The sequence below is a fragment of the Antrihabitans stalactiti genome, assembly GCF_012932915.1.
GTDB lineage: Bacteria > Actinomycetota > Actinomycetes > Mycobacteriales > Mycobacteriaceae > Antrihabitans > Antrihabitans stalactiti.
This window is the reverse complement of record NZ_VCQU01000002.1, coordinates 402,874-425,372: the sequence shown is the minus strand read 5'-3', so window position 1 is coordinate 425,372 and position 22,499 is coordinate 402,874. Positions and strand designations below refer to the sequence as shown.

21 protein-coding genes are annotated in these 22,499 nt (G+C 63.9%); 5 read left to right on the top strand and 16 right to left on the bottom strand.

Annotation, left to right across the window (positions count from 1 at the left end; translation table 11 throughout):
* Positions 1–14: 14 nt before the first annotated feature.
* Both FGL95_RS07770 and FGL95_RS07765 read right to left on the bottom strand, forming a co-directional pair.
* The gene (locus FGL95_RS07770; protein WP_169585632.1) at positions 15–404 is read right to left on the bottom strand and encodes a VOC family protein; all 390 of its coding nucleotides are present in this window, start codon (positions 402–404) and stop codon (positions 15–17) included.
* A 58-nt stretch (positions 405–462) separates the two neighbouring features.
* Positions 463–897 (bottom strand): nitroreductase family deazaflavin-dependent oxidoreductase, encoded by a 435-nt coding sequence (locus FGL95_RS07765; protein ID WP_169585631.1) that lies wholly within the window; start codon positions 895–897, stop codon positions 463–465.
* Positions 898–992: 95 nt separating this feature from the next.
* Here FGL95_RS07765 and FGL95_RS07760 point away from each other — a divergent pair, with 95 nt between their 5' ends.
* A complete protein-coding gene (locus FGL95_RS07760; RefSeq protein WP_169585630.1) occupies positions 993–1,178 on the top strand; it encodes a hypothetical protein in 186 nt (61 codons plus the stop codon).
* Here FGL95_RS07760 and dnaE read toward each other — a convergent pair.
* The 3 genes from dnaE to FGL95_RS07745 all read right to left on the bottom strand — a co-directional run bounded on the left by dnaE (position 1,152) and on the right by FGL95_RS07745 (position 6,624).
* Positions 1,152–4,688 carry a DNA polymerase III subunit alpha gene (gene dnaE / locus FGL95_RS07755; RefSeq protein ID WP_169585629.1) on the bottom strand — a complete coding sequence of 1,179 codons (3,537 nt, stop codon included), beginning with the start codon at positions 4,686–4,688 and terminating at the stop codon, positions 1,152–1,154. The two genes, FGL95_RS07760 and dnaE, sit on opposite strands and share 27 nt — an antisense overlap.
* 155 nt (positions 4,689–4,843) lie before the next feature.
* Positions 4,844–5,761: an EamA family transporter RarD gene (gene rarD, locus FGL95_RS07750; protein ID WP_169585628.1), complete on the bottom strand. Its 918-nt coding sequence runs from the start codon at positions 5,759–5,761 to the stop codon at positions 4,844–4,846.
* Positions 5,758–6,624: a PfkB family carbohydrate kinase gene (locus tag FGL95_RS07745; protein ID WP_169585627.1), complete on the bottom strand. Its 867-nt coding sequence runs from the start codon at positions 6,622–6,624 to the stop codon at positions 5,758–5,760. Before FGL95_RS07745 ends, rarD begins: the two co-directional genes overlap by 4 nt.
* Positions 6,625–6,652: 28 nt before the next feature.
* Between FGL95_RS07745 and FGL95_RS07740 the strand changes: the two genes are divergently transcribed.
* Complete coding sequence (locus tag FGL95_RS07740; RefSeq protein ID WP_169585626.1) at positions 6,653–9,061, top strand: cation-translocating P-type ATPase; 2,409 nt, start codon at positions 6,653–6,655, stop codon at positions 9,059–9,061.
* Here the strand turns inward: FGL95_RS07740 and FGL95_RS07735 are convergent.
* The 3 genes from FGL95_RS07735 to lspA are packed head-to-tail and all read right to left on the bottom strand — an operon-like array spanning position 9,054 to position 11,132.
* Positions 9,054–9,707: a hypothetical protein gene (locus FGL95_RS07735; RefSeq protein WP_338079751.1), complete on the bottom strand. Its 654-nt coding sequence runs from the start codon at positions 9,705–9,707 to the stop codon at positions 9,054–9,056. The two genes, FGL95_RS07740 and FGL95_RS07735, sit on opposite strands and share 8 nt — an antisense overlap.
* Complete coding sequence (locus tag FGL95_RS07730) at positions 9,700–10,626, bottom strand: RluA family pseudouridine synthase (protein WP_169585624.1); 927 nt, start codon at positions 10,624–10,626, stop codon at positions 9,700–9,702. The genes FGL95_RS07735 and FGL95_RS07730 overlap by 8 nt, the downstream gene beginning before the upstream one ends.
* Positions 10,623–11,132 carry a signal peptidase II gene (gene lspA / locus FGL95_RS07725; protein WP_338079781.1) on the bottom strand — a complete coding sequence of 170 codons (510 nt, stop codon included), beginning with the start codon at positions 11,130–11,132 and terminating at the stop codon, positions 10,623–10,625. Before lspA ends, FGL95_RS07730 begins: the two co-directional genes overlap by 4 nt.
* 121 nt (positions 11,133–11,253) lie before the next feature.
* Between lspA and FGL95_RS07720 the strand changes: the two genes are divergently transcribed.
* Both FGL95_RS07720 and FGL95_RS07715 read left to right on the top strand, forming a co-directional pair.
* Complete coding sequence (locus tag FGL95_RS07720) at positions 11,254–12,186, top strand: hypothetical protein (protein WP_420838026.1); 933 nt, start codon at positions 11,254–11,256, stop codon at positions 12,184–12,186.
* A 4-nt stretch (positions 12,187–12,190) separates the two neighbouring features.
* A complete protein-coding gene (locus tag FGL95_RS07715; protein WP_169585622.1) occupies positions 12,191–12,904 on the top strand; it encodes a sensor domain-containing protein in 714 nt (237 codons plus the stop codon).
* 55 nt (positions 12,905–12,959) lie between these two features.
* On the opposite strand, the gene FGL95_RS07710 is transcribed toward FGL95_RS07715, so the two are convergent.
* The gene (locus FGL95_RS07710; protein WP_169585621.1) at positions 12,960–13,460 is read right to left on the bottom strand and encodes a WKL family lipoprotein; all 501 of its coding nucleotides are present in this window, start codon (positions 13,458–13,460) and stop codon (positions 12,960–12,962) included.
* 95 nt (positions 13,461–13,555) lie between these two features.
* Positions 13,556–14,887: a DNA polymerase IV gene (locus tag FGL95_RS07705; RefSeq protein WP_169585620.1), complete on the bottom strand. Its 1,332-nt coding sequence runs from the start codon at positions 14,885–14,887 to the stop codon at positions 13,556–13,558.
* Between the two features lie 71 nt (positions 14,888–14,958).
* Here FGL95_RS07705 and FGL95_RS07700 point away from each other — a divergent pair, with 71 nt between their 5' ends.
* Complete coding sequence (locus tag FGL95_RS07700; protein WP_169585619.1) at positions 14,959–15,852, top strand: TIGR03619 family F420-dependent LLM class oxidoreductase; 894 nt, start codon at positions 14,959–14,961, stop codon at positions 15,850–15,852.
* Here the strand turns inward: FGL95_RS07700 and FGL95_RS07695 are convergent.
* The 6 genes from FGL95_RS07695 to FGL95_RS07670 form a co-directional block, all read right to left on the bottom strand.
* Positions 15,849–16,181, bottom strand: a complete 333-nt coding sequence (locus tag FGL95_RS07695; protein ID WP_169585618.1) for a TfoX/Sxy family protein — start codon at positions 16,179–16,181, stop codon at positions 15,849–15,851. The two genes, FGL95_RS07700 and FGL95_RS07695, sit on opposite strands and share 4 nt — an antisense overlap.
* A 516-nt stretch (positions 16,182–16,697) precedes the next feature.
* Positions 16,698–19,868, bottom strand: a complete 3,171-nt coding sequence (ileS, locus tag FGL95_RS07690) for an isoleucine--tRNA ligase (protein ID WP_169585617.1) — start codon at positions 19,866–19,868, stop codon at positions 16,698–16,700.
* 239 nt (positions 19,869–20,107) lie between these two features.
* Positions 20,108–20,407, bottom strand: a complete 300-nt coding sequence (locus FGL95_RS07685) for a hypothetical protein (RefSeq protein WP_169585272.1) — start codon at positions 20,405–20,407, stop codon at positions 20,108–20,110.
* A 58-nt stretch (positions 20,408–20,465) separates the two neighbouring features.
* Entirely contained in the window at positions 20,466–21,308 is an 843-nt protein-coding gene (gene wag31 / locus FGL95_RS07680; RefSeq protein ID WP_169585616.1) for a DivIVA-like cell division protein Wag31, read from the bottom strand.
* Positions 21,309–21,454: 146 nt separating this feature from the next.
* Positions 21,455–21,739 carry a YggT family protein gene (locus FGL95_RS07675; protein WP_169585615.1) on the bottom strand — a complete coding sequence of 95 codons (285 nt, stop codon included), beginning with the start codon at positions 21,737–21,739 and terminating at the stop codon, positions 21,455–21,457.
* A gap of 78 nt (positions 21,740–21,817) precedes the next feature.
* Positions 21,818–22,459, bottom strand: coding sequence for a cell division protein SepF (locus FGL95_RS07670; protein WP_169585614.1), 642 nt, complete (start codon positions 22,457–22,459; stop codon positions 21,818–21,820).
* Positions 22,460–22,499 lie beyond the last annotated feature (40 nt).

The window sequence follows — 22,499 nt, the reverse complement described above, 5'->3', positions numbered from 1 at the left end:
CCCAATCGGTCCCGCTATTGTGGGACCTCACCGTAAGCCACGGTCATCAACTCCATCTTGTGACCGCTTGGATCGACGAAGTACACACCTCGGCCACCGTAGAGCGTGTTGATCTCGCGAGGACGGCTGTCGAACGGGTCGGCCCAGAAGTCGATGCCGGATTCTTCGATCCGCGCCAATCCCCTGTCGAACTCGTCGTTGTCGACGAGGAACGCATAGTGCTGCGACTGCACAGTCTCCTCGCCGACCTCGAGAAATTCGAGCACTGCGCCGTTGCCCAGGACGATCGGAAGGAAAGGGCCCCAGCGCTTTCCGACCGGAAGACCGAGGATGTCGGCCAGAAATTCGGCTGCCGCTGCGGCGTCGTGCGATCGGACGATTGTGTGGTTCAGTTCGATTGTCATACGGCAAATCGTTCCGAATTCCGGGTGCCCCCACATCCGCCGCGAAGCGCAATCTCGACTACGCAGGCGTGAGTACGAAGATCGGGATTTCGCGGTCGGTCTTGGCTTGGTAGGCGTCGTAGTCCGGCCACACGGCGGTGGAGCGTTTCCACCAGATGGCTTTCTCGTCACCCTTTGCCTCGTGTGCGATGTAGTCGCGCTTGTCGGGACCGTCCTGGAGTTCGACCAGCGGATTCGCGACGACGTTGTGGTACCAGACCGGATGCTGCGGCGCGCCACCCATCGACGCGACGATCGCATATTCGCCATCGTGCTCGACGCGCATCAACGGGGTCTTGCGAAGGTTGCCCGTCTTGGCACCCTTGGTCGTCAGCAGAATGATCGGCACGCCGCGCATCGTGTTGTCTTCGGTACCGCCGGACGCCTCGAAATTCTCGGCCTGGCTGGCGGCTTGCGCGTACGGGCTCGGCACATATTCTCCGGTAAGTGGCATATCTCGACCAACGCATCGCCTTGCGCGAGCATTCCCCTGAGTGACTTACGGAATGTTTGGTAGACCGAACTCTTCGGTGCGTATAGCCTGAATACATGACGGTCGACATTGCGGGTACCGCGTGGCCCGTGTACAAACTCGAGGCTATCGCCGCAGGCCTGGCAGTCTTTCTGGTCGCAATGCTGATCGTCGGGTCGATGCAGGTCGCCGTTCTCGGTGCCAGCGCTCTTGCCGCTGGCGTCTGGCTTGTCGGCTCAGTTCGCCAAGCAACTCGGGCCTAGCAACGCTTTCAAGTCACCCATCAAGGCCGACGACGGCGTGACGCGGAGGCTGTCGTCCAGCTTGAGTGTGGTGGTTTTGCTGTTGCTGATAAGTCGCAGGTGAACGTCCGCCGTGCCCGGGTGGCTCGATAGAACCTTCTTCAACGCACCGACCTTGTCGGCCGTGCACAACCTGGTCGGGATGCTGACCGCGACGGGTTTCGCCACACCGACGGCCGAAAGGTCGGGCACGGCGAGGTCGTTGGCGATCAACGAAATCCGGTCGTCGCGAACCGATACCCGCGCCTTGACCAGCACCACGGAGTCTTCGGCGATATCCATCCCGTAGACCGAGTACGCCTGCGGGAAGAACAGCACCTCGATGCTGCCGACCAGGTCTTCGATCTGCGCCGACGCCCAGGTCAGTCCGTTCTTGTTGATGCGGCGGTTCACCGACGCGAGAATGCCGCCGACGACGACCTGAGCGCCGTCCTTGACGTCGCCTTCGAGGATCGCCGGAATCTGCGTGTCCGCCTGCGCCGCCAGCACATGCTCGACGCCGTTCAGCGGGTGACCGGATACGTAGAGCCCCAACATCTCCCGTTCGAGCGCAAGCCGATGCTTGGTCTCCCACTCCTCGTCGGGGACTTTCACGTTGAAGACAGACGTGACCGACTCGTCGGCATCGAGGCCGCCGAACAGGTCGAACTGACCGATCGACTCCGCCTTCTTGGTGCTCATCACGGCATCGATCGCGTCGCTGTGAATCAGCAACAAGCCCTTACGAGGGTGGCCGAGCGAATCGAAACCACCTGCCTTGATCAGCGATTCCGTGACCTTCTTGCTGCAGGCCACCGCGTCGATCTTGTTCAGGTAGTCGGAGAAATCGGTGAAGTTCGTCTTCTCTTTGCGAGCCGCGATGATCGAGGCGACCACATTCGATCCGACGTTGCGCACGGCGCCGAGGCCGAAGCGAATGTCGCCGCCGACCGAAGCGAAGTTGAGCAACGACTCGTTGACATCCGGAGGTAGCACCGTGATGCCGAGCCTGCGGCAATCGGCAAGGTACACAGCGGCTTTGTCTTTGTCGTCGCCGACGCTCGTAAGCAGACCTGCCATGTATTCGGCCGGGTAATTCGCCTTGAGATACGCGGTCCAGAACGAGACAAGTCCGTAGCCGGCGGCGTGCGACTTGTTGAACGCGTACCCGGCGAACGGAAGGATGGTGTCCCACAACGCCTTCACCGCGGCCTCGGAGAATCCGTTGGCCATCATGCCCGCGTGGAAGCCCTTGTACTCGGCTTCCAGCACCTCGAGCTTCTTCTTACCCATTGCCTTGCGGAGCGCGTCGGCCTTACCCATCGAGTAGCCGGCGACCTTCTGCGCAATGAACATGATCTGCTCTTGGTAGACGATCAGACCGTAAGTCTCGGCGAGGATTTCCTTGAGCGGCTCTTCGAGTTCGGGATGAATCGGTGTGATCGGCTGCCGGTTGTTCTTGCGGTCGGCGTAGTCGTTGTGCGCGTTCATGCCCATCGGACCTGGGCGGTACAGCGCAAGGACGGCGACGATGTCGTTGAAGCCGGTCGGTTGCATGCGCCGCAGCAGGTCGCGCATCGGCCCACCGTCGAGCTGAAAGACACCGAGAGTGTCTCCGCGAGAAAGCAATTCGTAGGTCGCCGGGTCTTCCAACGGCAGGGTGTCGAGGTCGAGATCGATGTTGCGGTTGTTCTTGATGTTCTCGATCGCGTCGCCGATGACCGTGAGGTTGCGCAGCCCCAGGAAGTCCATCTTCAACAGGCCGATGGCCTCGCACGACGGGTAATCCCAGCCGGTGATGATCGCGCCGTCCTGAGCGCGCTTCCACACCGGGATGGCGTCGACCAGCGGTTCGGACGACATGATGACCGCGCACGCGTGCACGCCGGCGTTGCGGATCAGACCTTCGAGCCCGCGTGCGGTCTTGTAGATCTTCGCGATATCGGGGTTGTTGTCGATCAGCGTCCGAACTTCGGCAGCTTCCTTGTACCGCTCGTGCTTCGGATCGGTGATGCCCGCGACCGAGATGTCTTTGGCCATGATCGGCGGCGGCAAGGCCTTGGTGATCTGGTCTGCGATCGCAAAACCTGGTTGACCGAACTGAACTCGCGCGGAGTCCTTGATCGCGGCCTTGGTCTTGATGGTGCCGAACGTGATGACCTGGGCGACGCGGTCGGACCCCCACTTTTCCGTCGCATAGCGCACCATCTCGCCGCGGCGACGGTCGTCGAAGTCGATATCGATATCCGGCGCGGACGGTCGTTCCGGGTTCAGGAACCGCTCGAACAGCAGTCCGTGCGGAATTGGGTCGATGTTGGTGATGCCGAGCGCATAAGCGACGAGCGAACCAGCCGCCGAACCACGACCCGGACCGACGCGGATCCCGACCTCTTTCGCGTGCTTGACGAGGTCGCCGACAACCAGGAAGTACGCCGGGAAGCCCTTCTGCTTGATGACGTCGAGCTCGAAGTAGGCGCGGGTGTAGTACTCGTCGGGCACGCCGCCGGGGAATCGGCGGAGCAATCCACGGTCGACCTCTTTGCGCAGGAACGAATCCTGGTCTTCGCCGTCAGGCACGGGGAAGACCGGCATGCGGTCGCGATGTTCCCAGACCTCGTCGTACGGCTGAACCCGCTCGGCAATCAGCAGCGTCGAATCACACGCGCCGGGCACCTGGTCGTCCCAGATGGCGCGCATCTCCGCCGCGGACTTCAGGTAGTAGCCGTCGCCGTCGAACTTGAAGCGCGTGGGGTCCGACAAGGTTTTGCCGGTTTGAATACACAGCAACGCCTCGTGGTTCTCTGCCGCTTCTTTGGTGACGTAGTGGCAGTCGTTCGTCGCGAGCGGCCGAATGTCGAGCGTCCGGCCTATCTCGAGCAGCCCTTCACGCACGCGCCGCTCGATCGACAGGCCATGGTCCATCAGCTCGAGGAAGAAGTTCTCCTTGCCGAAGATCTCCTGCCACTTCGCCGCAGCTTCGAGCGCTTCCTGGTCGTGGCCGAGGCGCAGCCGCGTCTGGACCTCACCCGACGGGCAGCCCGTCGTCGCGATGATTCCTTCGGCATGCTGGGCGATGATCTCCTCGTCCATACGCGCCCACTTGCCGAGCTGACCTTCCAGCGACGCCAGCGACGACAGCTTGAAGAGGTTGCGCAAGCCCTTCGCGTTCTCGGCCACCATCGTCATGTGGGTGTAGGAACCGCTACCCGAGACATCGTCGGACTTCTGGCTGCGATCGCCCCAGAGAATTCGCTTCGTGTCGAAGCGTGAGCCAGGCGCGATGTAGGCCTCGATGCCGATGATCGGCTTGATGCCCTGCTTCTTCGCCGAGTTGTAGAACTCCGACGCGCCGTACATATTGCCGTGGTCGGTCATGCCCACGGCATTCATCCCGAGCCGCTCCGCCTCCTTGAACAGGGGCGAAATCTTGGCCGCACCATCGAGCATCGAATACTCGGTGTGGTTGTGCAGGTGGACGAACGAGTCAGCCAAGACGAAGTCCTTATGGTCGGGAGTGGGTACGAGCATATGCGGACCCACTGACAGGTCCAGCCGACTCGCGGGCTCGAGACAGCTGTGACAGGTGGGTCCAGCGCGAGGTGCATGAATGGCCCACTGCCTCAGTCAGAGTGAGGCGGTGGGCCCATTCATGCAGTGGCGTCAGCGGCGGCAGCGGCAGCGACCGATTTCCGCTGCCGGGCGCGAAGGAGGGCGTCGCTGGTGAACACCACCAAGGCGATCCAGATCAACACGAATCCGATCCAGCGGGAAGGCGGCATATACTCGTGGCCGACGACCAGCCCCCACGCCATCTGCAGCGCGGGCGTCAGGTACTGCAGGATGCCCATCGTGACCAGCGGTAATCGGTGCGCGGCGGCGCCGAACAACAACAGCGGCACCGTTGTCACGAGTCCTGAGATGATCAGCAACACCGTGTGGCTTCTGCCATCGTCGAAGGTCGCCGGACCGGTCACTGCGAGCCAAGCAAGGTAGGCGATCGCGAACGGCGCAGCGACCAGACCTTCGGACGTCAGACTGCGCAGCGGGTCGAGCGGGACGATCTTCTTCATCAGTCCGTAGGTCGCGAACGAGGCAGCCAGGATCAGCGCGATCCAGGGTGGACGGCCGTAGTCGATCGTCAAAATTACGACCGCAATTGCCGCCAATGCGATGGCCACCAGCTGCGCGCGGACCAGCCGTTCGCGGAAGATCACCACACCGAGCAGCACGCTGACCAAGGGATTGATGAAGTAGCCGAGCGCACATTCGACGACGTGCCCGGACGTGACGCCATAGACGTAGACACCCCAGTTGGTCGAAATCGCCGCCGACGCCGCGGCGACCACCAGCCAGGTCCGTAGTCCCATCCCCCGCAACCCGCGCAATCGGCCTGCGATGGCCATCACCACGAGCATGACGGCGAGGGTCCACAGGATTCGGTGAGCCAGAATTTCGACCGGACCCGCGAAGGCGAGCAGTCCGAAGAAAGCGGGAAACAGTCCCCAGATGAAGTACGCCCCGAAGCCGTACGCCAAACCGGACGGTGGCGCAGCAGTCAGCTTCACGACTCGACACTATGGTGCGTCATCCATCGACGGCTACCGAAATACCGGCACGATAGCGACGCCACCTGTGCCGCGCGGTCCAGCGCGTCGACGAATTCGTGGCCTGCTGCAGTGAAGTGGCAGAACGCCCCGTGCAGGACGTCGCCCGCGCCGAGAGTGTCGACCGCTTCCACAGCGTCGACATCGAGCACGCCGACCCCTTCTGGCGTCGAGTACCGAATGGCGTTCGCGCCGTCGGTGATTGCCACCTTCGCCGGACCGCGGTCGCGCAAGTAGCCGACGACGTCGTCGACTCCAGGCGGCGCGAAAGCTGACGAACAGATCGCGACGTCGACGAGAGGCAGGATCGCGTCGTGCGCCGCCATCCAGCGGCCGGCGTCGAGCACGACGGGAATGCCGCGCCGCTGCGCTTCGCCAGCCATCCCGAGTGCGAGGTCCGGGTAGTGGGCGTCGACGAGCACAACGTGCGCATCGTCGAGCACATCGACGAACGTGTCGTCGAACGGCGCGGACATTCTGGAGGCGTCGAGCGAGATGATCGTTCTGGTCGACGCGAGGCGTGCCACCACGATCGAGGAGATCGGGAGTTGTTGTGCGCTGGCCGGATTCGCATCGACGACCGCAACGTTGCAGGCAACGAGCTCGGACCTGACCAACTCGGTCAGCTGGTGCGCACCCAACGCCGTGACGAGAGTGGGCCCAACAGCCGAAAGATGCGCGTACGCCACCGCGGCATTCGCCGCCGGTCCACCCGCACCGAGGTACTGGTCGACGGCCTTCGTCTTGGCGTCCTCGGCGGGATAGTTGTCGACCAGGTAGGCGATGTCGAGCGTCGTCAGACCGACGAAGACCGCTGCACTCACAGGGTCAAGTCTCGCCTACTCTCTGAACATGTCGATCGACACCCACGTTGCAGTTCGCCGAGGTCTTACCGCTGCCGAAGTCGCGCAGCGCCGGGCCGACGGATTGACCAACGACGTTCCCGACCGCGCCAGCCGCTCGGTGAAAGACATCGTCCGAGCAAACGTCCTTACCCGGATCAACGCGATCCTCGGCGTGCTGTTCATTCTTGTCGTGGTGACCGGCTCGATCGTCGACGGCATGTTCGGCCTGCTGATCATCGCCAACAGTTCGGTCGGCATCATCCAAGAAATCAGGGCCAAACGAACCCTGGACCGGCTGGCCATCGTCAGCCAAGCCAAACCTGTCGTCCGTCGCGACGGAAAGGCCGAGGCGGTCGCGCCGAAAGAGGTTGTGCTCGACGACATCATCGAACTCGGTCCGGGCGATCAGATCGTCGTCGACGGCACAGTCGTCGAGACGGCGAGCCTGGAGATCGACGAATCGCTGCTCACCGGCGAGGCCGACTCTGTGCCCAAAGGTCTCGACGCCGAGGTCCTTTCCGGCAGCTACGTCGTCGCAGGCAGCGGCGCGTATCGCGCGAAGAAGGTCGGCGCCGATGCCTATGCCGCCAAGCTGGCCGAGGAGGCGAGCAAGTTCACGCTCGTGCACTCCGAGTTGCAGACCGGCATCAACAAGATCCTCAAATTCATTACCTACCTGATGATTCCGGCCGGGTTGCTGATCATCTACAACCAGATGTTCTCCAGCCATCAGGCCTGGCGGCCGGCGGTCAACGGCATGGTCGCAGCGTTGGTTCCGATGGTTCCCGAGGGCTTGGTGTTGATGACGTCGATTGCTTTCGCAGTCGGCGTCGTTCGGCTCGGCCAACGTCAGTGTCTGGTGCAGGAATTGCCCGCAATCGAAGGACTGGCCCGCGTCGACGTCGTCTGCGCCGACAAGACCGGCACGCTGACCGAGAACGGGATGCGCCTCTCCGAACTGCGTCGCGCCGGTGCCGATGCCGCCGAAGAGGCTCAGTTGCAGCAGGTTCTGGCCGCGATGGCTGCCGACGATCCTCGACCGAACGCGAGCGTCCAGGCCCTCGGCGAAGCGTTCAGCGAATCACCGGGTTGGACGCAAAGCGCGGTCGCGCCGTTCTCGTCGGCCAAGAAGTGGAGTGGACTCTCCTACGGCGAGCACGGCAACTGGCTTCTCGGCGCGCCCGACGTACTGCTGGACCCGAGCACAGACATCGCAAGGGAGGCCGAAGAACTCGGCTCAGCCGGCCTACGCGTGCTCCTCCTCGGCAGCAGCGACCGCGCGGTCGACTCCGACGATGCGCCCGGCATTGTCACGCCGCAGGCGCTGGTGGTCCTCGAACAAAAGGTGCGCTCCGACGCCCGCGAAACGTTGGACTTCTTCGCTAGCCAAGATGTTGCCGTAAAAGTGATTTCGGGCGACAACGCGGTCTCCGTCGGCGCGGTCGCTGGTTCGCTCGGCCTGCCCGGCGGCGACAGCCCGATCGATGCGCGGCGGCTACCGACGGACAAGACCCAGCTCGCCCAAACTCTCGAAGAGTCAACCACTTTCGGTCGAGTGCGTCCCGACCAGAAGCGAGAGATGGTGGGCGCGCTGCAATCTCGCGGTCACACCGTCGCGATGACCGGCGACGGCGTCAACGACGTCCTCGCGCTGAAGGATGCCGACATCGGCGTCTCGATGGGATCCGGCAGTCCTGCGACTCGCGCGGTCGCGCAGATTGTGCTGCTGGACAACAAATTTGCGACGCTGCCGTACGTCGTCGGCGAAGGTCGGCGAGTGATCGGCAACATCGAGCGAGTATCGAACCTCTTCCTCACCAAGACGGTCTACTCGGTGCTGCTCGCATTCCTGGTCGGTCTGTCGGGTGTGGGTTCGCAGATCTTCGATTTCGACCCGCTGCCGTACCCGTTCCTCCCCCGCCACGTGACGATCGCGGCTTGGTTCACGATCGGTATCCCGGCCTTCATTCTGTCGCTGGCGCCCAACAACGAACGCGCACGGACCGGATTCGTTCCGCGAGTCATGAAGCTCGCCGTCCCATCGGGTGTCGTGATCGGCGTGGCGACGTTCACCGCGTACCTGATTGCCTACGCCGGACCGGACGCTTCCGAGAAGCAGATCGTCCAAGCCGGAACGACGGCATTGATCACGCTGATCATGATTGCCGTATGGGTGCTCGCGATCGTCGCCCGGCCATACACCTGGTGGAAGATTCTGCTGATCGCCGGTTCCGTGGTCGGGTATCTGATTCTCTTCGGTCTGCCGTTCACGCGCACGTTCTTCAAACTCGACCCGACGAACGTCGGCTTGACGACAACCGCCGTCGTGATCGGCGCCGTCGGGATCGCGTTGGTCGAACTGGCGGACTGGCTCGGTGCTCGCGCCCGCGGCAAAGCAGCGGAAGCGGTCAGCTGACCGGCACGTCGCCATCGTCGGGGCCTGCGACAACGAGGTCGGTGTATTCCGGTAGCAGTGGTACGACTGCAAACCTTCCCGCGACGGCATCGGGCGGTAGCGCTTCGACCGCACGCACGCCGTCGCGGTGGGAAAGATCTGTCAGGGCAGCAGGATTTGCCCGGACCGTGAGCCCCACGATGCAGGCACATCCCTCGTACAACCGCGCAGCAGAGACCGAATTGATCCGTTGCTGGCGTTCGTTGGGCGCGCGTACCAGGCTCAGTTGTGCGATCGCATTCCCCGGTGACCGCAGTATCGCTTCGGCGCCGTCAGGTGTGTTCACAGTGATGATCGACGTCTGCACCCGCGGGATCGGCACGTGAAAGATCACCCCGGCCACCCGCATTCCGGCAGCTAGTGCCACCGCTGCCGCCGGCGTGATTTCCGTGGTCAACGAGACCAGCGCAAATCGGGGCTCGTCAGCACCGGACAACGAATTCCGTGCACGGTCGAGGTAGTTCGCCACCGTCTCGCCGTGCTCGGGACCGAGACGGTCCGTGGTGATGGCCGCCTCCCGCGGCGGCCCCAGAATCCCTGCACACAACACGATCACCACCAGCACGGCGATCACGCCGGACGCGATGAACTGTTGCCGCTTATCCACTCCTGAGGACCTCGAGGGCATGCGCCAGGTCCGCGGGGTAATCACTGGTGATCTCGATCCAACGGCCGTCGCTGGGGTGTGCGAACCCGAGCGAACGAGCATGCAGCCATTGGCGTTCCAACCCAAGCCTTTTGGCGATTGTCGGGTCCGCGCCGTAGGTGATGTCACCGCAGCATGGGTGGCGGATAGCGGCGAAATGCACCCGAATCTGGTGCGTACGACCGGTTTCCAAATGGATGTCGAGCAGACTCGCCGATTGGAACGCCTCGACCGTGTCGTAATGCGTCACACTCGGCTTGCCGTCGGCCATGACGGCGAACTTCCAGTCGTTGCCGTGATGACGCCCGATCGGCGCGTCGATCGTGCCGCTACTCGGGTCCGGATGACCTTGCACTAGAGCGTGATACCGCTTGTCGATCGTGCGCTCCTTGAACGCCCGCTTGAGCACGGTGTACGCACGTTCGGACTGCGCGACGACCATCACCCCGGACGTCCCGACGTCGAGTCGCTGGACGATCCCCTGCCGCTCGTGCGCACCGGACGTCGAAATGCGGTATCCCGCCGCCGCGAGCCCACCCACGACCGTCGGACCGGTCCAGCCGACCCCCGTATGCGCCGCAACTCCGACCGGCTTGTCGACAGCCACGATGTCGTCGTCCGCGTACAAGATCTTCATGCCGTCGACCGGTTCTGGGTCGATCGTCAACTCCCGCTTCGGCGCAGGCAGCTCGACTTCCAGCCAGCTGCCCGCTCCCAGACGGTCGGATTTCGCGGCCGGGGCTCCGTCGACGACGACGGCCCCCTCTTCGGCCAGTGCAGCAACCGCGGTCCGCGACAGGCCGAGCAGTCGCGCCAATCCCGCGTCCACCCGCATCCCGTCGAGCCCGTCGGGCACCGGCATAGCGCGAGATTCCCTCACTCAGTTCGCTCCGTCGCGTTGTTGGTGCCTGATTTCGTCCTTGTGCCGTTCGGCTCGATGCCGAACAGCGTGAGACCGACGAGCAACGCGGCACCGCACACGATGCACGAGTCCGCCACGTTGAACACCGGCCACCACCCGACCGACACGAAGTCGATCACGTGGCCCTGCAACGGTCCGGGCGCTCGGAAGAACCGGTCGATCAGGTTGCCGACCGCGCCACCGAGCACCATCCCGAGCCCGACGGCCCACCACAACGAGCGCAGCTTGCGCCCGAAACGCACGACACCGATTGCAACGCCGAGGGCGACCAACGCCAACAACCACGTCATCCCTGTCGCGATCGAGAACGCTGCGCCAGGATTGCGGACCAAAGACAAGGTCACGACGTCACCGATGATCCGGACCGGTTTGCCCGGCTCGATCAGTGCGACGACGGCGACTTTTGTAATCAGGTCGAGCGTCAGCAGAACCGCCGCAACCGTCAGCAGAATCGGCAATCGGATCGGGCCTCGATCGGTTTGCTGGGTCGGTGCGGCGCCCTGCGCCGTAGTTGCCGACACGTCGTCGTCGGTTCGTCGATCGTCGCTCACCAGGCAATCATCCCCTACCACGTAGCCTGGGTGCGTGACGGTGTTGTCGTACCCGGTCCGGTCCAGCATGTTCGTGCTGGCCGCGGCTTTGAGTTTTACTTCCTTTGTCAGCGGTTGCTCGGACGAACCCGAGTCCAATACCGCTGATCCCGGCGCGGTCGCTGCGGAAGCGCCGAAGGAAGTAACCGTGCCGATCTCGCCTGTCGCGATCACGGTCGTCGACGCAGGCGAGGATCCGGCCGAGGTGCTCGGACCCCGTCGCACGCCCGGCGTACGGCAGGCTGTGACGCTCATGACGACGACGATGGTTCGTCAGCGGATCAACGACCAAGCAGACCAGGACCTGTCGGGCCCGGCACTGACCATTCCGCTCACCGCGACGACCGACGACAAGGGCGTCGACATCACGCTCGGTAAGGTGACCACCCCGGACGCCCAGCTGGCGATCGACCTGCACCCTGCCGAGGGCTCCCAGCTCGGTCTGACGTTGGCGGCAGGCGGCGCGGTCACTGCGCTGCGAATCAGTCCTGCCGGTGAAGCCGCCGATTCGGCTCGCTCGGCGATCGAGCAAGCCTTCTATCAAGCGGTCTACACGTCGGTCACATTCCCCGAGACCGCGATCGGGATAGGCGCGATCTGGACGATGCGCCAACATGTTTCGGGCGGTGTGTCGCTCGACCAGGTGACGACAGCGACCCTCACCGAGCGCGACGGCGACTTGCTGACGGTCGCACTCGACGTGCGGCAGGTCCCGAGCACGGCGACCTGGAATCTGCCGAACGGCGCGGGCATGCTCAAAATCGACGACTACGTCATGCACGGCACCGGCACTGTGATCATCGATCTCGGCATGCCGCTGCCCGTAGGCGGTTCGATCACCGTCGGCGGCGAACAGACCTACTCCGACCCTGCAACCAAGTCCCGGCTGCGCCAGACCACCGCCAATTCGGTCAAGTGGGGTGGCTGAGCGCGTGCGTGTGCCCACGAGCCTGGTTCCCATTGTGGTCGCCCTGGCGGTAGCCGGCTGTTCCTCGGATTCCGACAAGTCCGCGCTGCCGGACGTCAAGCCGTCGGTTGCGGCACCGTCGACGCCGTCAGCCCCACCGATCACCGACCCCGCCGCGATTCGCGCGGCATTGTTGACCGCTGCCGAGCTGCCGCCGGGTTTCTCACAACTCGTCGACCTGCCGACCGAAGCGCCCGCCGGACCCGGCGCCGACAACCCCGATAAATCGAGTACCGATCCCGCGCGCTGTGCCGTGGTGCTGTCGCCTATTTCACAGCAACAAACCGGCTCGGCGGCGAACGCGAGCGCGCGGTTCGGCGGTCCGGGATACAACAGCATCGACGTCGACGCTGCCAGCTATGTCGACGTGGCAGCAGCGTTTTCGCGCGTACAAGAGCTGATCGGTCAGTGCACGCACTACACAGGGACCGACGCCGACGGTGTTGCCATCGACTATCGAATCGGGGGAACCGACCTGCCAACCGTCGGGGACGCGTCGACCGCGTTTCGCGTCCTGACCGAGAGCATGGGCATCACGCTGACGACCGACGTAATCGTCGCTGTCGTCGGCTCGACGGTCGTACAGCTGACCGCGACGGGCCGGGCGCCTATCGACGCCGGCGTGCTGACCGGTTTGGCGACCAAGCAAGTCGATCGACTGCGCCACGCATCCGGCTGAAACGCCAACGGCCGGCACCGAAATCGGTGCCGGCCGCGCGTTACTTGCGAAGAATTTACTTGCAGGAAGCGGGAACCGAGTTGGGATCGATTGCACCCAGCGAGTCGCAGACCCACTGCTTCTTGAGCTTCCACTTGCCATTCTCGGCGACGAAGACCGGCTGCAGTTCACCCGGCTGGCCGTTGATCGAGAACGACGCAGTCGCGAGGAGTTCGTCCATGCCGTACGGCTCGACCTTGGTGATCGACAAGGTTGCCCCCGTCGACTTGGCGAGATCGACGAACTTCGTGATCAACGCCTCGTCCGCGCCTCCCTGGATCATGTCGGCTTTCTCTGCTGCCGGGACATTCGGGTCGATCGCGGTTTGGAACTGCGCGTTGAGCTCCTCCGGCGTCGGCTGCGGCGGCAGGTTCGCTGCGCGGGTTGCCACGGCGGTTGTGGTGGACGTGGACTTCGCCGCCGGCTTGTTGCTGTCGTCGCTACAAGCGGTGATCGAGAGTGCAGTCATGATCGCCATACCAGCGATCAGGATGCGGCTGGTCTTTCGAAACTTCAACTGCCCGTCCTTTGCTTTCGGATGCGTACTTCTTGTTGTCCACTATGTCAGTGCAGGCGTGGTCGGCCGATGTGCTCGAGTCCCCAAGGCTACCGTCAGTTAAGGCTTTCGAGTGGATCGGCCCTGGCTAGCAGCGGATCGCCGGCGGGGAAAGTGTGCGCCACACCCGGCCCGGTAGAGCGCGTCTCGAACCGCACCGTGACCACTCCGTGACCTGCTCCTTGCACCCAGCCGTGGCCGTAGTCGGGATGGCTGACGTCGATTCCCGGATGCCAATCCGGGGCATTTGGCTCGGCTTCCTGGACCGCGTCGTCGCCGGATTCGTCAGTGACAGGGTCGGGGTGTTCGCCTTGGTCGAGCTCGGGAAACAGCGACCCCTGGCGGACGGTCGACAGTCCGCCGTAGCCGACGCCGACCAGTCGGATCGGCCCTATTTCGAGCGGGTCGAGCACCGATCGTTGTGCTGCACCGGTCAGCGTGGCGAGGTCCGCGGTGGCATACGGCAACGTGACCGACCTCGTCACGATCGTCATATCGGACTTCTTCAGCTTCAACACGACCGTGCGAGCCGCGCGCCCGTCGCGAAGCAACCGCCGATGCGCGGCTGCCGCGATCGATTCCACCGCGGTCCGTAGGTGGGCGAGGGTGACGATATCGATCGCGAACGTGGTCTCGGCGCTGATTTGTTTGGCCTCCGCTCGTTCGGCCACCGTGCGGTCGTCGATGCCCCGGGCGAGCCGATGCAAAGCGGGCCCGACTGTGGCGCCGAGAATCGACGCCACCTCCGACTGCGGAAGCGCCGCAAATCCACCGATGGTCTCGACACCGAGTTTGCGGAGTTTCGCGTCGGCGACCGGACCGATCCCCCACAGCTTGCGGACCGGCAGAGCGCCCATAAGAGCGTCTTGTTCGTCCGGCGTCACCACTCTGACACCGTCCGGCTTTGCCAGTCCGGACGCGATTTTCGCGACCTGCTTCCCCGCGCCCGCACCGATGGACGCGACGAGGCCGGTCTCGGTCCGTACCAGTGTGCGAAGGCCTTCGCAAAACTCCTGGACTTCCTCCGCCGTCGCGCCCGCCAGCTCGACCGGCTCGCCGAACGCCTCGTCGAGCGACAGCTGCTCGAGAATGGGCATGCGGTGGCGCAGCGCGTCGAAGACCTGCTTGCTGACCGCCGAGTACACCACGTGCCGGGGCGGCAGCACCACCGCGGTCGAGCCGACCAACCGACGCGCTTGATGCATCGGCATCGCCGACCTGGCGCCGAATATCCTTGCCTCGTAGCTGGCTCCTGCGACGACGCCGCGGCCACCCGCCCCGCCTACCAACACCGGCCGATTGCGCAGCGTAGGACGGGTCAGTTGCTCGACGGAGGCGAAGAACGCATCCATGTCGAGGTGCAGAACCCATCGACGGCTACGCGTCATAGTGCGACGCTATCGGACCCCGTGCGCGTGTTTTACCCGCCCGCAGGTAAAACTCGCGCACAGTAGTGGGTATGGACATCGGTTTCGCCCTGCCCGTGTCGGGATCCTGGGCCACTCCCCGCAATGTTGTCGAGATCGCGAAACGCGCAGACGAACTTGGCTACTCGTCATTGTGGACCTTTCAGCGTCTGCTCTATCCGAGCGGTACCGGTCTGTCGTCGGTGTACGCGAGCGTGCTCGATCCGGTGACGGTCCTGGGCTTCGCCGCGGCGGTGACCGAGCGGATTCGGCTCGGCACTGCGATCGTCAACGTTCCGTTTCAGCCGCCTGTCCTGCTGGCCAAGCAGTTGGCGACCCTGGATGTGCTGTCCGAGGGGCGCCTCGACGCTGGTCTCGGATTAGGTTGGGCGCCAGAAGAATTCACCGCCGCGGGCGCGCCGTACGAACGGCGAGGTGCTCGCGCCGTCGAATACGTCGCGTGCCTGCGCGCGCTGTGGGGCCCCGACCCCGTGTCGTTCGACGGCGAGTTCTACCAAGTCCCACCCTCGACAGTGCTGCCCAAGCCGGTCCAGCAGCCACACCCGCCGCTCCTACTCGGGGGCGCGGCTCCGGCCGCCCTCGCCCGGATCGGCCGCATCGCCGACGGCTGGATCAGCAGCAGCCGTGCCGATCTGACCACGCTCGCTGAGCCGGTCACGCAGATCAAGGACGCCGCCGTCACTGCCGGTCGCGATCCTCAGTCGTTGCGCTTCGTCGTCCGCGGCGTGCTTCCCAACGTCGAGCGTGGCGGTCCGCTGACGGGCACCTTGGACGAGGTCCGCGCCGATCTGGACACCATTGCCGCCCAAGGCATCACGGAGACGTTCCTCGAACTCAACTTCGACCCCGAGATCGGCAATCCCGACGCCGACCCCGCAGCATCGATGCGCCGCGCACACGAGGTGCTCGAGGCACTCGCGCCCTAACGCTTCTTCTTGGGCGCTTTTGGTTTCGGCTTCGGGAGGATGTCCGCCGTTGCCTGAATGAACGAGTGCAGCCACTCGGTATCGGTAAGCCGGTCCGTCGGGACGCCGTAGTACTCCTTCGCCTCTGGATACGGCTCGATCATGGGCAGATCGCCGCCGAACTCTTCCGCGACGGGGGTCGGCTTGACCAATAGTGTGTCGTCGCAGACGAATCCGACGACCTTGTCGTCGCAATACAACGCGAACTCGCCGAACATCGCCCGCGCCCGCACATCCAGCGGCTCCAACTGCTCGAGGATGTAGGCCACCGCATCCTTGCTCGTGCTCATACGGGCGACGCTACGCGCGCCGCCCGACAGCCGGCGCACGGCATTTTGTTCGCCGCAAAGGCAATTGCGTATGCGTGAGACAAATAGGCGTGCGGCAAGTCATGCATTCTAGGCGTAGTCGAACGCAGTGAGCCCCGCGGACGCCCGCGAGGAGCCACCTACGCCTCGTGAGTCTTTTTGGAGTCCCTGGACTCCTAAAAGACTCACGAGGGTGGGTGGGCCGTGATGAAACCGAGCCAACTTGTTACTGCATCGCGACTTGAAAGGGGTGTGTCAGATGTGACTGATGTGGCTAAATATTACTTGTGAGGCCAACGAGCTTCCACTCAAGCTAGTTCGGACCGCCGAACTGAAAACAAAAGGAGATACAACATGCTCAACGACGTCGCAGGCACCGGCTTCTTCTCCACCCTCATCAACCTCTTCGCGGCCATCTTCACCGGCATGTCCTAAAGCCCAAAGTCGCTCAACGAAACTGCCCCGCCTCGTGAAGAGGTCGGGGCAGTTCGCTGTTTGTCAGGCCTTTTCGATCTTCGCTTTCGTTCCGACGCCGACATCGAGCGCATCGGGACCAAGGCCACCCAGTTCGATGGCGACAGCGAGGATCTCGCCGGCGATCAAGTCGAGATGCGTGTGGGCCCAACGCTGGAACTCCTCGGGCACCGAAAGTACGACCCGAATCCGGTCGGACACGTCCAGACCCAACGACTTTCGCGCGTCTTGTAGCTCGCGGATCAAGTCACGTGCCCAACCTTCGGCTTCCAGTTCCTCCGTGACGATCGAGTTCAGAACGACCAGGCCCGCGTTACCCGGCAGTGCGGCAGTCGATTCCGGCTCTGCTGCGACCAAGCGCTGGGTGTACTCCTCGGGCAGCAACGCGATTCCGGCAGCACGGACCACGCCGTCGGCATCCTCGGACCACTCCCCTGCCTTGACCGCCTTGATCACGGCCTGCACGTCCTTGCCGATCCGCGGACCTGCTGCACGCGCATTGACGACCAATTCGAAGCGGCCGTGCACGTCGACGTCGGTAGTGAGATCGACCTTCTTGACGTTCACCTCGTCGGCGATGATGTCGGTGAACGGCGCCAGCCGCTCGGCATCATCGGCAGCAACGGTGACCTCGGCCAACGGCAGCCGGACCCGAAGGTTCTGAGCCTTCCGCAAGCTGAGGATCGTCGAGCACACCGTACGGACCTCGTCCATCGCCGCGACCAACTCGGGATCCGCCGGCAGCGAGCCCTCTTCGGGCCAGTCGGCCAGGTGCACGGATACACCGCCGGTCAGTCCCCGCCAGATCACCTCGGTGATCAGCGGCAGCAACGGCGCGGCCAACCGGGTGACAACCTCGAGGACCGTGTGGAGCGTGTCGATCGCATCGCGATCCTCGTCCCAGAACCGTTGCCGCGACCGGCGTACGTACCAGTTGGTGAGAGCGTCACTGAACGCCCGCAATTCGTCGCACGCGCCCGCGATGTCATAGACGTCGAGCGCATTCGTCATCCCGTCCCGGCACGCGGCGAGCTTTGCGAGCACGTAGCGGTCGAGCACGTGCGGTGAATCCGTTCGCCACACACCAGCTTTGGGCGCGTAGAGCTGCAGGAAGGTCCACGCGTTCCACAGCGGGCGCAGCGCATGGCTGGCACCTTCGCGGATGCCGCGCTCGGTGACCACAAGGTTGCCACCGCGCAAGATCGGTGACGCCATCAGGAACCAGCGCATCGCGTCGGAGCCATCGCGGTCGAAGACCTCGTTGACGTTCGGGTAGTTGCCCTTCGACTTGCTCATCTTCAAACCGTCGTCGCCAAGGACGATGCCATGAGCAACAACGTTTTTGAACGCCGGCCGGTCGAACAACGCCGTCGACAGCACATGCAGGTTGTAGAACCACCCACGCGTCTGACCGTTGTACTCGACGATGAAGTCACCTGGGAAATGCCCAGCGGCTGCACTCGTTCCGTCGAACCACTCACGATTCTCGAATGGGTAGTGCACCTGGGCATACGGCATCGACCCTGATTCGAACCAGCAGTCCAAGACCTCGGGCGCCCGGCGCATCGTCGAATTCCCGGTCGGGTCGTCGGGGTTCGGCCGGGTCAGTTCGTCGATCATCGGGCGATGCAGGTCGGTCGGACGAACGCCGAAGTCGCGCTCCAGTTCGTCGAGCGACCCGTAGACGTCGACCCTGGGGTACGCAGGATCATCGGACAGCCAGACCGGGATCGGACTGCCCCAGTACCGGTTTCGGCTGATATTCCAGTCGCGCGCACCTTCGAGCCACTTGCCGAACTGGCCGTCGCGGATGTGCTCGGGGACCCAGGTGATCTCCTGGTTCAGCTCGACCATGCGATCGCGGATCTTGGTGACAGCGACGAACCACGACGGCACCGCCATGTAGATCAGCGGCTGCCCGGACCGCCAGCTGTGCGGGTAGGAGTGCTCGATCGTTTCGTGCCGCAACACTTTTCCTGCGGCCTTGAGGTCCTTGATGATGACCGGATTCGCGTCGAACACCATGAGGCCCTCGTACGGCGGGACCATCGACGTGAAGCGGCCACCTTGGTCCAGCGGCTGGACCAGCTCGATACCGTTCGCCGACGCAACATCCATGTCCTCCTCGCCGAATGCGGGCGCGAGGTGGACGATGCCGGTACCGGAATCGGTGGTCACATACTCGGCAGCAAGCACGCGATGCGCGTTGGGACGGCCGGTGAAGAAGTCGAACGGCGGCTCGTAGCTCAGGCCGACGAGGTCGGCACCCTTGTGCTCGGACAACACTTCTGGCTCGGCACCGAGTTCACGGGCGTAGTGCCCGATCCGCTCCTTGGCGAGGACATAGCGCTTTCCGTCGGACGCCTGCACCTGGACGTAATCGAATTCCGGGTGGACGGCAACCGCGAGGTTCGACGGCAGCGTCCACGGCGTCGTCGTCCAGATCAGGGCGTTGGCGCCGTCGAGCACCGAATCGGGTGCGACGAGCGGCATGTCGACGGTCAGGGCTGGGTCCTGGCGCATTTTGTAGGCGTCGTCGAGCTTGGTTTCCTGATTCGACAGCGGCGTCTGCTCGTACCAGCTGTACGGCAGCACGCGGAAGCCCTGATAGATCAGGCCCTTCTCCCACAACTGTTTGAAGGCCCACATGACCGACTCCATGAAGTCGATGTCGAGGGTCTTGTAGTCGTTGTCGAAGTCGACCCAACGCGCCTGCCGCGTGACGTAGTTGCGCCACTCGTTGGTGTACTGCAGCACCGATGTCCGGCAGGCCGCATTGAACTCGGCCAGGCCCATGGCGTCGATCTGCGACTTGTCGGTGATCCCGAGTTGCTTCTCGGCCTCGAGCTCGGCGGGCAGGCCGTGACAGTCCCAACCGAATCGGCGCTCGACCTTGTAACCCCGCATCGTCTTGTACCGCGGGATCAGGTCCTTGACATACCCGGTCAACAGGTGGCCGTAGTGCGGCAAACCGTTGGCAAATGGAGGTCCGTCGTAGAAGACGAACTCTTCGTCATCAGCGCGGGCCGCGACGCTTGCGCGAAATGTGCCGTTTGCCTCCCAATCGGCAAGCACTCGCGCCTCGAGTTCGGCGAATGCCACGTTGGAAGACGTGGTGCCGCCGCCTAGATCGACGCGCGGATAGGCGGGGGTACTTTCGGACGTCTCTGTCTGAGACGTCTCTTCTGCGGACACAGTCGTGCTCCTCGTGCCTTTACGGGCACGGGGACGACCGCAACGCCCGTTGCGCTGCAACCGCGGTACCACCCCGCTTGCGCCGGCCACGCCGTGACCGGAACCTCTCTACGAGCTGTATCGGGCTCACCCGTTCGGTTCTACTGAGCAAAAATCCGACTGAGCGGAAATCCGCGGTTCTTCCGAAAGCTCCCCGGTGATTGCCGGATCAACGCCGATCACATCGTACCGCTGCGCCGCTACGGCTTTTCGTGCCGTCCACGGCGCTGCGGAGTCTTCTCTTCCGTCCCGTCGACTACATCGCTGTCGACAACCTCAGCCTCGTCGGCGTCGTCCTCGACTGCCGCATGCCCGCCGACGCTGCGCTCACCGCGCTCGACCGGTCTATTGCGGGCGGACAGACCACTGGCCAGCAGCAGGACCGCACCGATCACACAGGCAACGATGCAGAGCCATGCCCACAGGACCGAGCCGGTCATCAGGGACACCACCAGCATGCCGAACCCGACTGCTGCCAGCACCAACGTCAGGACAAGCACAGCGCACCTCTACCCGAGCGGGACAACAGCGTCCCTCGTCGCTTCGCCGGTCTGATGACTACTTGCTGCCCTTGGCGAACGAAGCCATGCTGTGGTTGCTCGACGGAGCGTCCGCGAAGGCATCGCCACCGTCGACCGGAATTGCCGATCCACGATTGTCGAGCTCTTCGAGCTGGCTCTCCAGGTACGACTTCAGGCGCACGCGGTACTCGCGCTCGAACGTCTTCAACTGCTCGATTCGGCCTTCGAGGACCGTGCGCTGCTGGTTGATCGTCGCCATGATCTCGGTGTGCTTGCGCTCGGCATCGGCCTGCAGTGCGTCGGCCTTCTCTTTTGCCTGGCGAAGCTGCGTCTCGGACCGAGTCTGCGCATCGGAGAGCAGAGCCTCCGACTTCTGGCGCGCATCGGCGATCATCGCCTCCGACCGCGAACGGGCGTCGGTGACCAGGCGCTCGGAATTGGTGCGAGCGTTCGTGAGCAGCTGCTCCGACTCCGCCTTCGCATCGCCGGTGAGGCGATCGGCCATTTCCTGAGCGAGACCGAGGACCTTGGCGGCCTGCATGCTCGCATCACCGGTCTTCGGCGCAGCCGGAGCTGCGGACGCGATCGGAGCAGGAGCGGCAGGTGCGGGGGCCGGCGGGGCCTTCGCAGTCTGTACCGGCGCAGCGACAGGCGCCGGAGCAGCGGCCTTACTGCTGCCACGACCCTTCTTGGCGTCGGCCAGCTCGGCGTCGAGTTCGCCAACTCGCTGACGCAGGTCGGCATTCTCCTCGATCAGGCGCGACAGCTCCTGTTCGACAAGATCGAGGAAAGCATCTACCTCGTCCTCGTTGTAGCCACGTTTGCCGATCGGCGGCTTGCTGAACGCGACGTTGTGCACATCGGCGGGAGTCAGCGGCATGGAAGGGTCCCTTCACGCGTCTTTTGGCGGTCTAGCAAGCATTCAGTTATAGCGCACTTCTCAAGGCGATGAACCATCACACTGTAACTGGCGTCCATTCTGTCACACCTGACCCGTAGGTCGCGTGAGTCTGGCGACAATCAGCATCAGACCGACCTTTCTACGACCGACATCAGGATGAACACAATGAACAATAAAACCATTATGGAGAGGTCGATGCGTATCCCGCCAAGTGAAACCGGCGGAATGAGACGCCGAAGCAGCTTCACTGGAGGGTCCGTGATCGTGAAGATCCCCTCCAGAATCACGACGACGACCCCGGTCGGGTGCCAATCGCGCGCGAACGAACGGATGAACTCGACAATGACGCGACCGATCAGCAACAGCCAAAAAATGAAGAGGGCGAAGTAGATCACCGCGAAGATTGCCACAGCTCTACCCTACCCACGAGGGGCTTTGCCGCCCGTGAACCCCCCGAACGGCGCGCGGTCCGCGCGCCAAGGGCGGCTTCAGTTGCTGGGCGTATAGAAACTGGTTTCGGCAATCCTGCGACGCTCCTCGGCGGAAACGTCGACGTCCTGCGGTGAGAGCAAGAACACCTTGGTCGCCACTTTGTCGAACGAGCCACGTAGTGCGAAGGCGAGTCCCGCGGCGAAGTCGACCAGGCGCTTCGCGTCGGCGTTGCTCATCTCGACGAGGTCCATGATGACCGGCGTGCCGTCGCGGAAGCGCTCGCCGATCGTGCGGGCCTCGCCGTAGTCACGGGGGCGCAGGGTGGTGATCTTCGACAGCGGACCGCCGTCGTCGAATACGGGGGCGCGACGCGGCTCCGAGCGCTGCTCCAGCGACTGGTCCATGGCGAGAGCGCCTCGGGTTGCACCTCGCGCCATCGTTGCGGTGCTACGCGACGGCAACGGCTCCAGCCGCGGGCTACGACGGGGCGCCTCGTACGCCGGCTCGTCGTCGAACTCTTCTCGGCGGGCCGCGGCATAGCCGGGCCGCAGTGCAGCCTCGGGGTAATCCATCTCGCCGTAGGACTCGCGAGTACGGACTGGGCGTCGCGCCGGACCGGGCTCGTCCAGATAGTCGTCTTCATAGTCCTCGAGCGGAACCATGCCGAAGTAAGCCTTGAACTTGTGCAGGGTGCTCATTGATCGACCTTTCCTTGGCACGACGCGCGCCTTGGGATGT